At 55.9% G+C, this 12,993-nt stretch carries 11 protein-coding genes and 1 tRNA gene; 6 read left to right on the top strand and 6 right to left on the bottom strand.

The features are described from left to right. Nucleotides 1–186 precede the first annotated feature (186 nt). The gene (locus tag LPW13_RS08815) at nt 187–1,554 is read left to right on the top strand and encodes a tryptophanase (protein WP_230439061.1); all 1,368 of its coding nucleotides are present in this window, start codon (nt 187–189) and stop codon (nt 1,552–1,554) included. Between the two features lie 709 nt (nt 1,555–2,263). Here the strand turns inward: LPW13_RS08815 and LPW13_RS08810 are convergent. The 5 genes from LPW13_RS08810 to LPW13_RS08790 form a co-directional block, all read right to left on the bottom strand. Continuing rightward, entirely contained in the window at nt 2,264–2,437 is a 174-nt protein-coding gene (locus LPW13_RS08810; protein WP_230439060.1) for a pirin-like C-terminal cupin domain-containing protein, read from the bottom strand. Nucleotides 2,438–2,458: 21 nt separating this feature from the next. Beyond that, nucleotides 2,459–4,005 (bottom strand): IS3 family transposase gene (locus LPW13_RS08805; RefSeq protein ID WP_407941944.1). Its coding sequence is split into 2 segments (ribosomal slippage): nt 2,459–3,534 and nt 3,534–4,005, totalling 1,548 coding nucleotides; the frame shifts between segments, so codons are not numbered across the junction. Further along, the gene (locus LPW13_RS08800; protein WP_230439059.1) at nt 3,992–4,843 is read right to left on the bottom strand and encodes a pirin family protein; all 852 of its coding nucleotides are present in this window, start codon (nt 4,841–4,843) and stop codon (nt 3,992–3,994) included. The genes LPW13_RS08805 and LPW13_RS08800 overlap by 14 nt, the downstream gene beginning before the upstream one ends. A 55-nt stretch (nt 4,844–4,898) precedes the next feature. Beyond that, the gene (ycaC, locus tag LPW13_RS08795; RefSeq protein ID WP_230439058.1) at nt 4,899–5,522 is read right to left on the bottom strand and encodes an isochorismate family cysteine hydrolase YcaC; all 624 of its coding nucleotides are present in this window, start codon (nt 5,520–5,522) and stop codon (nt 4,899–4,901) included. A gap of 87 nt (nt 5,523–5,609) precedes the next feature. Further along, entirely contained in the window at nt 5,610–6,473 is an 864-nt protein-coding gene (locus tag LPW13_RS08790; protein WP_230439057.1) for a pirin family protein, read from the bottom strand. 136 nt (nt 6,474–6,609) lie between these two features. On the opposite strand from LPW13_RS08790, the gene LPW13_RS08785 reads away from it, so the two are divergent. After that, nucleotides 6,610–7,515, top strand: a complete 906-nt coding sequence (locus tag LPW13_RS08785) for a LysR family transcriptional regulator (RefSeq protein ID WP_230439056.1) — start codon at nt 6,610–6,612, stop codon at nt 7,513–7,515. A gap of 135 nt (nt 7,516–7,650) precedes the next feature. Next, on the top strand, nt 7,651–9,648 hold the full coding sequence (locus LPW13_RS08780) for an alkyl/aryl-sulfatase (protein ID WP_230439055.1): 1,998 nt from the start codon (nt 7,651–7,653) through the stop codon (nt 9,646–9,648). Nucleotides 9,649–9,776: 128 nt separating this feature from the next. Here the strand turns inward: LPW13_RS08780 and LPW13_RS08775 are convergent. Next, nucleotides 9,777–9,852, bottom strand: a tRNA-Arg gene (locus LPW13_RS08775). A gap of 476 nt (nt 9,853–10,328) precedes the next feature. Here LPW13_RS08775 and LPW13_RS08770 point away from each other — a divergent pair. The 3 genes from LPW13_RS08770 (at nt 10,329) to LPW13_RS08760 (ending at nt 12,969) form a co-directional block, all read left to right on the top strand. After that, complete coding sequence (locus tag LPW13_RS08770) at nt 10,329–10,502, top strand: PA3496 family putative envelope integrity protein (protein WP_230439054.1); 174 nt, start codon at nt 10,329–10,331, stop codon at nt 10,500–10,502. 306 nt (nt 10,503–10,808) lie between these two features. Next, complete coding sequence (locus LPW13_RS08765; RefSeq protein WP_230439053.1) at nt 10,809–11,153, top strand: STAS domain-containing protein; 345 nt, start codon at nt 10,809–10,811, stop codon at nt 11,151–11,153. 19 nt (nt 11,154–11,172) lie between these two features. Further along, nucleotides 11,173–12,969, top strand: coding sequence for an ATP-binding SpoIIE family protein phosphatase (locus LPW13_RS08760; protein WP_230439052.1), 1,797 nt, complete (start codon nt 11,173–11,175; stop codon nt 12,967–12,969). Nucleotides 12,970–12,993 lie beyond the last annotated feature (24 nt).

The raw sequence follows: 12,993 nt of genomic DNA, 5'->3' as shown, positions 1-12,993 counted from the left end.
ACGATGCGTAATAGTTGAGCACGGTCTATGTAAAATTATTACTGAAACTTTACCTGAAAGGTTCCATGAAAAGATTTCAGGAACTGACTTTGGAAGCATTCTGATTGAAATGTCAGTAGATCCTAAACAGGATTTAGGACAGAACCCCGGGTTCAGAAATATTTGAAAACCATATGGAGAGTAATCATGAAATACCCAATAGAGCCTTTCAAAATTAAAACAATACAAAAAATACAGCGAAAATCCGCCTCCGAGAGAGAGAATATACTGACTAATGCAAAATACAATGTTTTTAAAATTGCATCTGAAGACGTATACATTGATCTTCTTACAGATTCCGGAACCGGAGCGATGAGCGCTGACCAGTGGTCAGCGATAATGATGGGAGATGAAAGCTATGCCGGAGCTACTTCATTCTTTCGCTTGAAAAAAGTTGTCGACGAAATTTTCCAGTTCCAGTACTTCGTACCTACACATCAAGGCAGGGCAGCGGAGCATATTCTTAATGAAGTACTGGTAGAACCCGGACACTATATTCCATCGAACACACATTTCGACACTACGGAAGCAAATATACGTGCGTGCGGCGGCAACCCCGTCAACCTTCCAGAAGCACGTAAATCGACGAGCTCCCCCTTCGGTGGCAATATCGATCTGGAAAAGCTAAGCAGATTCATCAATGATGTCGGCGCATATAATATTCCGTATGGAATGCTGACAATAACGAACAATGGCGCAGGAGGTTTACCGGTGTCCCTGGATAATATTCGAGGCGCCAGTGAAATATACCGAAGCAATGAAATTCCATTTTTCATAGATGCCTGCAGATATGCAGAGAATTCCTATTTTATCAAGAAGCATGATGAACGCTACCAAAGTCAAACCGTAGAAGAAATATCTAAAGAAGTGTTTTCATGTTGCGATGGAATCACGATGAGCGGTAAGAAAGATGGCCTAGTGAATATTGGAGGGTTTCTTGCAGTAAACGATAGTGAGCTCTTCACTAAGATTAAGAATATTGCAGTCCTTCGCGAAGGGTTTCCAACTTATGGTGGATTGTCCGGCAGGGACTTGGATGCAATGGCGGTAGGCCTGAAAGAAGGAATTGAGGAAGACTACCTGGAGTATCGCACCAGTCAAACAGCCTACCTGGGAGAAGGGTTGCGTGAAATTGGCGTTCCGGTGTTGCAGCCATTCGGCGGACACGCTGTATACGTTGATTCGGCAGCCATGTTTCCCCACATACCAGTGGAAGACTTCCCGGGAATCACTCTGTCATCAGCATTATATTTAGCCGGAGGAATCAGGTCTGTAGAGCTTGGATCCGTCGCATTCGCCCACTTCGATGAAGCCTTACAGAAAATTGTAAGACCTCCCCTGGAACTTGTTCGTCTGGCGCTGCCTAGACGTACCTATACCCAGGCACACCTTGATTTTGTTGTCAGAACCTTCGGTGAAGTCTTGGAAAATGTGGAAACCTATAAAGGGTATGAAATAACGTGGTCGCCCGAGCACCTAAGACACTTTACCGCAGAGTTCAAATCTAAATTGTGACTTTATTTTATGAATGCCCTAAAGAACTCGAAGATCTTCAGCAATAGAATTAAAGGAGAATTATATTAACGCCGTTAAATCATTAAAAGGGTGGTTGAAATAATCATGGAGTCATACAGCAGGAGATTAATGTTTTACTTGGCCGCTCTCCTGCTTGGAAACGGCAGTATATCGTTTTTCAACGCTACTCTGGCTGTCGGCGAGCCGACCTGCACTGCCACGTCGCAAGTAACATTCACGCCGGGACTTCGCTTGTTCGAGCGCGAAACAGACATAACTCTTTTGATGTAACTTACGACAATTGCACATCGCTGACTGGGTCCACAATCACTTCACACTACAGATGCTGTGGCCGTTAGCAAACGGGTCGCAGTCCTCACGAATACTGCGAAAGTCACGCCTCTGACGATAACTTTGACCACCACCTCGCACCGCTAATGATAAGAACGCTCATATTAGAGAATTCGAGGACTCCATCCCTCTCTTAATACCACGGTATCATCCGCCGATTTACCATATCTTTGCGGTGCTATTAAGGGCGGTATTCGCAGTGCAACTTACACCACGTGCTTTCAGTCCACCGGCCACCAGAGCAGTCGCGCCGATTCCAGAGCGAGCGCGCCGGCGATCCATAACACGGCGGACAGCCCAAACCAGATCGCCATGCGCACGAACGTGCTGTGCACGACGGGCCTCCCGCGGGGCGACCTCAGTCGCCGCCCGGGAAGGGAATAAACTCCTCGGAGTCGCCCGGCACTTTCGGGAAGCGCCCGGATTTCCAGTCGTTGATGGCCGACTCGAGGCGCGTCTCACTGGTGGCGACGAAGTTCCACTCGATCCGCCGAGGCCCTACATTCTCGCCGCCGATAACGGTGTTTGTCAAAGAAGATGTCGCGATCAGCGGTTAAGCGGCTTGTTTTTCTTGTGGTGGGTTAAGCCAGACGCCTCTAATAGGATTCCAGTTCCTGGTGTGGCGTGGCCACCGTCTCGGGTTCTTCCGTTTCGCCTCTTCGTACACGGTTTTACGGCGCTTTAGTAGTTCAATCTCTTCGCCACTATGACGCTGGCTCGGCGTCACAAAGCGGATCGCGCTGTGGCGATGTGCATTGTTGTACCACTGCACGAAGCTATGAACCCATTGCCTTGCTGCGGAGATACTCTCAAACGGTTTGCTCGGATAGCTCGGTCCGTATTTCAAGGTTCTGAACAAGCTCTCCGAGTACGGGTTGTCATTGCTCACTGAGGGCCGACTGAACGATGCCACCACCCCGAGCTTTTGCAATGTGGCCAGCATGGTGGCGCCCTTCATCGGCCCACCATTGTCTGAGTGCAGAACCAATCCATTCTTGACGGCGCCCTCCGCAAGCTGCGCTTTGCGAATCAGGGTGCTGGCATGTTCTGACGACTCTTCAGTATGCACTTCCCAGCCCACTATTTTGCGGCTGAAGACATCGAGTATCAGATACAGCCGGTAGAAGGCTCCTCTTACACTGGACGCTAGGAAGGTAATATCCCAGCTCCACACCTGGTTCGGGCGATCTGCCAGGTACGCATTCGGTTTCGCGACGTTACGTGGCGCCTCCGCCTTACCTCGGCGGTGCAGCTGATTCGCTTCGTGCAATACGCGGTAGAAGCTGGATTCAGAGCCGATATAGATTCCTTGATCGGCCAGCATCGGGACAATCTGTGATGGCGGAAGGCTGCGGTATTCCGGCTGGTTGCAGACTGCCAGTATCTTTTGTCGCTCTTCGATAGTGAGCTTGTTACCCGGGGTACGTGCCTGAGCCGCGCGCTTGCGCTGATCGACCAAGCTTCGCTCCTGCAATGCTTTCTCCCAGCGTTGCAGGGTACGCACAGTGAGGTTCAATACCGCGCACGCTTTGTACCGGGCAGCGCCTGCCGTCACCGCTTCTTCGATAAGCTCTATCGCCACCTGACGGTCTTCCGAGGCGATCATTCGTCCTCGCTTTCCCCCCAGATGGCTTGGGCCTTTTTTTGCAGCACCAGTAACGCAGCCGCCTCCGCCAGCGCCTTCTCTTTGCGCTTGAGCTCTTTCTCTAGCTTGCGGCTTTTCTTGCGCTCTTTCTGCAGGTCGCGCCGCTCCTCCATGGACATCTGGTCGCGACTACCGGCCCCACTAATCGCAGCTTCACGCCAGCGCTGTATCTGCTCGGCGTAGAGCCCTTTCTTGCGGCAATACTCCGCCAGCTCGGCTTCATTCAGCGCTGCGGTCTCAAGGACTACGGCGAATTTACTCTCCCCGCTCCAATTTTCGGGGTTCTTTGGATCAGCTGGCACGGCTACACCCTGTTCACGAAATTGATTTCGCCAATTGTACAGGGTTGGCTCTGAAACGCCGGTTTCCCGGCTAACCTCCGCTATCGACTTCGCGTTCGGCGGCATCATCATCTGAACAGTGCGTTCTTTAAAGCCATCGTTATATCGTGGCATCCTTCACTCTGTTACCACCCCCTGATACATTGCTGGTTAGAAAGTGAGCGCGACATCTATCCTGACACAGGGGGATAATGGCGATACGACATTCCTCGGTGGCTTCGAGGACCACGCCGTCGTCCGCAGCAAAGATACCCATCGAATGCGCCGGTATTTCCGTATCCCGGGCCCGCACTGCGCCGCTGGCCACATAGACCGCGCGCTCGGCCACCATCGGCAGTTTCGCCGACTGGCCCGGCTGCAGATGCATTTCTACATACAGGGTCTCCGCGAAGGTCCTGACTGGCGAGGTGACACCGAAGGCGGTACCCATGATCACCCTGGCGACGGCGCCAGCCACTTTCACTGATGGAATGGAGTCTGACGGATAGTGGTGGAACTCCGGGTCTATTTCAGCGTACTGATCCGGCAGCGCCAGCCACAGCTGTAGGCCGTGGGCTCGGTGGGGTGCAGCGTGCACTTCGGGCCGCTCGCGCTCCGAGTGCACGACGCCACTGCCCGCGACCATCAGGTTGATATCGCCCGGGCGAATCAGCTGCTCGCTGCCAAGAGAGTCCCGGTGCAGAATCTCTCCCTCGAACAGATAGGTTACAGTGGCAATATTGATGTGCGGATGTGGGCGTACATCGATGCCTTCGCCCGCCGGAAACTCCGCCGGCCCCATATGATCGAAAAAAATCCACGGACCCACCGCCTTGCAGGCGGCGTTAGGCAGACAGCGGCGCACTGAGAAACCGCCCAGATCCTTGTCCTTGGGGTGAATAACCAATGTCAGGGCGCCGCAACCCTGTTCCAGACGGCACTCCTGTTCAAGATTTTTTTCCAGAGTACTCATTGTTTTCTCTCCACTTAAGTCGAATAGATCATTTGCAGGGTGCGGCCGGCACCTACTACTCTCCCTTGGGGGTTGAGTAGCTGGTGATCAGATTGCGGTAGTCGGGGATATGACTCGAGAATAGGTTGCCCAGACCCTCGATATCATTGCGCCAGTCTCGGTGCAGTTCACAGGCTGCCCCGAACCAGGTCATCAGCTGGGCGCCAGCGCCGGACATCCGCTCCCACGCCGCGTCGCGGGTCATCGGATTGAAAGTGCCGGATGCGTCGGTAATTACGAACACGTCGAAATCTTCCGCTAGCGCCGACAGGGTCGGGAAGGCCACACAGACCTCGGTCACAACACCGGCGATAATCAGCTGCTTCTTCCCGGTCGCCTTGACGGCTTTGACAAAGTCTTCATTGTCCCAGGCGTTGATCTGACCCGGACGTGCGATGTAAGGCGCATCGGGGAATATTTCTTTCAGCTCCGGCACCAGAGGACCGTTTGGGCCATCTTCAAAGCTGGTGGTCAGAATTGTCGGCAGGCCAAAGTACTTGGCCGCATCGGCGAGCGCCAGCACATTGTTCTTGAACTTGTCCGGATCGATATCCCGTACCAGGGACAGGAGACCGGACTGATGGTCTACCAGTAGTACCGCCGCATCATTCTTGTCGAGGCGCACATAGGGTTTGCTCATGGAGTTTCTCCTTCGTTCAGGGTTGGTGTGCCGGTCGTGTTGCCGGCACCAGTTACAGGAATAGGTAGGTAAAAGAGGCAGTCGGGGTTACCGGCCTCCACCGAAACGACCACGACTGAAATCCTCGATTGCCTCGGCAATTTCTTTGCGGCTGTTCATGACGAACGGGCCGTGACCGACAATGGGTTCGTCGATTGGCCGCCCGCTCAGCAACAACACCTTGGCATCGCTACTGGCCTGCAGAGACAGCTGTTCGCCTGCGCGATTCAGTACCGCCATTTGTGCCGCACCGGCCTCGGCGACACCGTTGACCGACACTGTGCCTTCCAGCACCACCAGCGCGGTATTCCAGCCCTCAGGGAGTGAGAACTCGGCCGTGCCGCCGCAGGCCAGGCGCAGATCCCACACCTGCATCGGCGTAAAGGTGTTTGCCGGACCGAAGGCACCGGCATATTCGCCCGCAATTACCCGCAGTTCGCCAGCACCGTCCGGCAGTGCCGCCAGAGGTATCTCTTGTGCCAGAATGGCCTGGTAGCCCGGCTCTGCCATCTTGTCGCGCGCGGGCAGGTTGACCCACAGCTGCACCATTTCCAGTGTGCCGCCGGATTCAGTAAACGTCGGCGAGTGATACTCCTCGTGCAGTATTCCGGCGCCAGCGGTCATCCACTGCACATCGCCCGGACCGATTACGCCACCCTGGCCGGTGGAGTCGCGGTGTGCTACCTCGCCGCGGTAGACGATGGTTACGGTTTCGAAACCGCGGTGCGGATGTTCACCGACGCCACGTGGCTGCGCGGCCGGCGCAAAATCTGCCGGCCCTGCGTAATCCAGTAACAGGAATGGGCTCAGCTGCTGCGCGTGCGTATGGTAGGAAAACAGCGAGCGCACCGGGAAACCGTCGCCGACCCAGTGCGGTCGGGGCGCGCTGTAGACACCGAGGACCTGTTTCATTGCTCTGCTTCCCCATGACTGGCGGACATCGACCGATTGATGCAGAGCAGGATAGTTTTGCAACACCAGTAGTGCTAGCCTGGTGTTTTGCAATTCAGTGTTCCAAATTTGGAACGGAAGTCAGCTGGAAGGATCGATGCAGGATCTGAACGATCTCTACTATTTCGTGCAGGCTGTTGACCATGGCGGCTTCGCCCCGGCGGGGCGCGCGCTGGGCATCCCAAAGTCCAAGCTCAGTCGCCGTATCGCCGCACTGGAAGAGCGCCTTGGCGCCCGCCTGTTACACCGCAGTACACGACACTGTTCGGTTACGGAGATTGGGCAAACTTACTACGAGCATTGCAAGGCAATGCTGGTGGAAGCGGAGGCGGCGCAGGCAGCGATAGATTCGGTGCAGGCAGAGCCCGCCGGTGTCATCCGCCTGACGTGCCCCATCGCCCTGCTGCACGCGCATATCGGCGGTATGCTCGCCGATTTTATGGCCAGGCACCCGAAGATAACCGTGCACCTCGAGGCCACCAACCGCCGCGTCGATCTGCTCGGGGAGGGGGTCGACGTCGCGATTCGCGTGCGCCCGCCGCCGCTGGAGGATAGCGACCTGGTGATGCGCGTGCTTTCCGACCGCGGCCTTTGCCTGGTGGCCAGTCCGCAATTGGTGGGGAAGTTCGGTCTGCCTTTGATGCCAGCGGATCTCAACAGCTGGCCCAGCCTCGGGCTGGGCAGCCCGCAGAACAGTTACAGCTGGACGCTGTACGGAAAAAACGGCGAGGAATCGACGGTGTACCATACGCCGCGCTATGTCACCACGGATATGATTGCACTGCGTAAAGCATCCGTGGCTGGCGTGGGCCTGGTACAGCTGCCGATCCTGGTGGTCGAGGAAGAGCTGCGCAATGGCAGCCTGGTGCGGTTGCTGCCGGACTGGGAGCTGCATCGGGATATCATCCATGTGGTCTTCCCGTCGCGCCGCGGTCTACTGCCTTCTGTGCGGGCGTTGATCGACGCACTGGTGGAGTTTTATGTCTCCTTCGAGGAGGACTAAACGATAACAGAAAGGGATCAATGACACTGGCAGTTGGCGGCGAGTGCTGATTCACGCGTCTGGCAGCAGCCTCGGCTATACATTAACGACGGAGTTACACCATCGTTTCTAATCAGTGTCGGGAGGCAGGCGAGAATGCGTTATTTCGCCCGAATGCTGGGGCTAGTGTTTTCGGCAACAGCTGGATTACTGTTCCTATCAAGTAGTTACGCGCAGGATGCGAAGGATGCAAAGGCGCCCACCGAGGTAACCGCCAACGCCAATGCGGCGGTGCTGAAAAAACTGCCGTTCAAGGATCGGCAGGATTTCGAGGATGTAAAGCGGGGTTTCATCGCGCCCCTACCGAATGGCGGCGTGATCAAGAATGCGCAAGGCGAGCCGGTCTGGGATCTTGGTGCATACGACTTTGCCGAGGGGAAGGACGCTCCTGAGTCCGTAAACCCCAGTCTTTGGCGCCAGCTGCAATTGCTCTCCGAAGGTGGACTTTACGAAGTCTCTCCTCGGATCTATCAGGTGCGTAGTGCCGACCTGTCAAACATTACCTTTATCGAGGGCGATAAAGGGGTTGTGGTGATGGACCCGCTGATTTCCGCTGAGACCGCCAAAGCAGCACTGGATCTGTATCGTGAACACCGGGGAGATAAGCCGGTGGTAGGCGTCATCTACACCCATAGCCATATCGATCACTATGGTGGTGTGCGTGGAGTGGTGGATGAGGAGGATGTAACCGCCGGAAAAGTCAAAATCATCGCCCCGGACGGTTTCGTGGACGAGGCGGTGAGTGAGAACGTATTTGCGGGTAATCATATGTCGCGCCGCGCGAGCTTCATGTACGGTAACCTGCTACCCAAGGACCCTCGGGGTAGCCTGGGGACCGGCCTGGGGTTGGGAACATCTGTTGGCACGGCAACATTGATTGAGCCCACGGATACCATCACCAGGGACGGGCAACAGATAAAGCTCGATGGCCTGACGTTTGAATTTATCCTCGCGCCCGGGTCCGAGGCGCCGTCTGAAATGCACTTCTATATCCCGGAGCTGAAGGCGCTTACTGCGGCAGAAAACTCCAACCACACACTGCACAACCTCTACACGCTACGGGGCGCCAAGGTGCGTAATGCCCGCGCCTGGTCAGGCTATCTCAATGACACCATCCAGAAATGGGGAGAGGAGGCAGAAGTGCTGTACGGGCCGCACCATTGGCCGACGTGGGGAAATGAAAAGGTGGTCAATCACCTGAAAAAGCAGCGCGATCTCTACAAGTACCTCAATGACCAGACCCTGCGTATGGCCAATCATGGATACAACATGGTAGAAGCTGCAGAGATGATGCAGCTTCCCCCCGAGCTTGCCAGTTATTGGGCTAACCGCGGCTACTACGGCAGTATCAACCATGACACCCGGGCAGTCTGGAATTATTACCTCGGCTACTTCGATGGTAATCCTGCGCGTCTTTATCCGCTGCCACCGACCGATGCTGGTAAAAAGTACGTCGAGTATATGGGCGGTGCACAGAATCTCCTCAAGCTAGCCCAAAAAGATTTCGATGCAGGTAATTATCGTTGGGTCGCGCAGGTGCTTGATAACCTGGTCTCTGCTGAGCCAGACAACCAGGCTGCCCGCAACCTGCTTGCAGATGCGCTGGAGCAACTCGGATACCAGCAGGAGAATGGGCCCTGGCGCAATTTCTTCCTGAGTGGCGCGAAAGAACTGAGGAATGGCATTGAGCGGATGCCTGTCCCCAGTACCGCTAGCCCCGACACCATCCGCAGCATGCCCATCGAGCTGTTCTTTGATTTCCTGGCCATTCGCCTGAACGGTCCCAAGGCGGCAGGGAAGAATATCGCTATCAATTTATCCTTGCCCGATGTTGAGGGGAACTACTCTCTGGTGCTGGAAAATGGCGTTCTCAATTATGGCCCTCCGGTGGAGCGTCCCTCCGCTACGGTCACCGTGAACCGGAGCGATCTCAATGATGTCATTCTCGGAACAGCAACGATGAAGGACAAGGTGGGGAGTGGAGCAGTCAAGGTGACCGGTGATGAAAAGCAGCTTGACGCCCTGCTATCACTATTGGACACGTTCGATTTCTGGTGGAACCTGGTCACTCCCAATCAGCCGTCAGACAGTTGACCAGAGCTCTGTTCCCAACCACCAACCAAAGCCATGCTCTGGATTTGACGGCGCCTCGTGGGGGTGCAGAGCGGGTCTGTAAAACGGTGGGATTGCGGACTTTTTGTGAGAATACTTCGGCGTGAAAGTGGCGTCCCCGGCAGGACTCGAACCTGCAGTCCGGACTTAGGAGGTCCGTGGTTTATCCTGTTAACCGACGGGGACGTGGCTGCCCATCCCGGGCAGGGCGGCCATTCTAGCGTTTGTCTCGTGCTCTGTCATGAGGACCTTCAATTCTCATGAATTTCCTTTCCCCCGGTGAGTCCATCCCGTGGATCTCGGTTCATACGCCGGATGGAGCAGCCGACGAAGTCTGTTGTAACCCTGAGTAACGACAGTTGTTTCCCCCGGTTACCAGAAAGTGTGTCGACCACACGGTGACGGCGTCACGGGGATTTCGCGAATTTGTCGCAATTTGGTCACGATTCTCGGCTATTTTGACGTCAGCCGTCGGGAACTTGCACAGCTCGGGTCTCGATCTCGGAGGCGGTTTTTGGGGTTCTGGTTACCCGCTGAAAAAAGTTGTTTCCGGGGTGAAAAAGTCGCTTGACCGGAAAACTTCGAGCTGGCTAATCTCAGGTGGCACAACAAAAACAGACAAAGTGTTTCTGCCCTGGCAGATCGAGATTGTGGAGTTTTCTATGAACGGCAACGTTACCGAAAATGACATGGATTTTGATGAAGTGGACCCCTCTTCAATAGCTGACCTTCTACACGCGCCGCACAACCCCCGGGATGCGCGTCGTCTGGTAGAAGACAAGCTGGAAGAGATACGTTTGCGGAAGGAGTTGATGGACTACCAGTACGAATTCTGAAGCAACTTCTGATACAGGGCCGGGTCACAGCCGGCTGAATGCAATCGGGCGTGCGTACGCTCGTCATATCGTGAAGCCCCCAAAGGTGCCTGCCGGCACCGCGCTTCACAGAAATGTGCCCCAGAAAGGTGCCTTCGGGCACCTTTTCTGTTTCCGGGGGGCTGTCCGGTTTCTGGAATGTGGAGGGCGGTTTTCTCCACTTTCCCGGGCGTGTATATTGGCTGTGACAGCCTTCCCCGTATGCCCCGTTGCGGGCAGGAGAACCGGCTTCGGGTTGAGGAAGCAGAAGCGAAAAAGGAACTTCAGATGGTGGTTTCCGATAGCTATACAAGCCGGGTGTATACGGAGGTAGCCGACGATGGCGACACCCTGGTGATCCGCGTATCCGGCAATTTTGATTTTAATATGCACCGGGAATTCCAGAGGGCATACCGCAACGTGTCGCCACCGCCGAAGGCCGTGATTGTCGACCTTTCTACCACCGAGCACCTCGACAGTGCTGCCTTGGGCATGTTGCTGCTGCTGCGGGATTATTGCGTGGAGGTGGGGCGTGATGGCGATGAGCCCCGGGTGGAATTGATCAACGCCAATTCCCACGTTTCTCACATTCTCTCCGTTTCCAATTTCGATCGCATTTTCAGTATCCGCTGACAGTGTCAGGAGAAGCGCGATGCCGGGGTTCCGGGTATTGATCATAGAAAGCGATGCCGAGGAAGCGGGCCGGTTGCGCGACCTGATTCGCGCTTGTGCCTATACCAGCCCGTCCGGTTGCACTGTCCCCGCTGAAACCTGGTGTGTGGACAGCTTTGCGCAAGCCCGCTCGATGATCGGCAGGGTGGCTCCCAATCTGGTGTTATTCGGACCGGCCTCGGCCAGAGTTGCCACCGCCGGGGAATTGCGCCAGTTGCGCCAGCAGGGTGGGCTGGCGCCAATCCCTATTCTGTTTGTTCAGGATCTGAAGTCGGCCTGTGCGGGAGAGGTCCCCAAGGCCGACTGCGACGATATCGTCATCAAACCCTACAACCCCGGGCTCATGGAGATGAAGCTCGCTTCCATTCGCCGGTTTCGGGACTTCAATCGGTCACTGATCACACAGCGCGATCGCCTGCGCCGCCACCACGCAGACTTTCTGCAGGAGCAGGCCAATGCGCGGGAGATTTTTGGCAATCTGGGCAATGAAAGCTGCCTGGATGACACCGATGCGATTCGTTACCACCTTTCTCCCCGGGCGGTGCTGAACGGCGACCTGCTCGCCGCCACTTATACGCCGGATGGCAAGCTGGTCCTGATGTTGGCAGATTTTGCCGGTCACGGGCTCGCGGCGGCGGTAGGGGCGGTACCGCTCACATCCATTTTCTATTCCATGATGCCGCGGGGCTTTTCTTTCAGTCGCGTGCTGCGGGAGATGAATCGCAAGCTGTTCGATCTGTTGCCGCGACAGATGTTCTGTTGCCTGGTGATGCTGGAGCTGGATCCCCGGCGCAATCATCTGCGTCTGTTGAACGCGGGAATGCCCAGTCCCTGCCTGGTGCGGGCCGACGGGGCACAGGAGCTGTTTGTGTCCCGCCACTTGCCGCTGGGTGTCCTGGCGGACGATCAGGTTGATACTGCGATAGTCAACTATCAGGTGCGGGCCGGTGACCGTCTTTTCCTGTGGAGCGATGGTATTCATGAGGCTCGCAATCTCCGCGGCGAGCACTTCGGTGAGGAGAGGCTGCTGGCACTGCTGCGCAAAGGGGCGGAGTCGGGTGAAGCACCGTCCCGAGAACTGCAGGACTTTGACCGGATTCTGGTGGCCGTCAACGCCCATGCCGCCGAGCAGCACGATGATCTTTCCCTGGTGGAGTTGGATCTGAGCAAACCTTCACTCACCAAGGGGGATTGTCCGGCTGTGGATTACAGCGGCGTCCGGCGCGGTGGACGAATTGGGGAGTGGTCTATCGAAATATGCCTCGCGCAGGAGGAATTACGTGAGGCGGATCCACTGCCGCATTTACTCAGCGTCCTGGTGCAGATGCCCGGCGCGGTGCGATTCCGTGAAGATCTCGCTATTGCCCTGGGAGAGTTGTTTCGCAATGCGATGGAGCACGGTGTGTTAGGGCTGGACTCATCGATCAAGAACACCGATGAAGGATTTGTGCGTTATTACGACCTGCTGGAAGAGCGCCGCCAGCAATTGGATGGTGGTTGGATCCGTATTTCCCTGAGGTGTGATGACTGGGGAGGCGGTGGCGAACTGCAATTGCAAGTTGAAGATAGTGGTAGTGGTTTCCCCCCCTGTACCCGGTCTGGCCGGGGGGTTTATTCCGGTCGCGGCCTGGCGATGCTGCGCACGGTCTGCCGTAATCTGGAGTTTTCTCCCGGTAGCAGTCTGGTGCGGGCGGTCATTGCCTGGGGCGACGGGCAGCCCACGGATGGGGAAAACGGTGGCGCCAAAACCGTGCAAACGCCCACAGTGCCGGTATAATGTCCGGCCAGTTTTTAATCAATT

This window comes from Microbulbifer celer, from assembly GCF_020991125.1.
In the GTDB taxonomy this organism is placed as follows: domain Bacteria; phylum Pseudomonadota; class Gammaproteobacteria; order Pseudomonadales; family Cellvibrionaceae; genus Microbulbifer; species Microbulbifer celer.
Note: the sequence above shows the minus strand (reverse complement) of the source record. Positions and strands in the feature narration are given on the sequence as shown.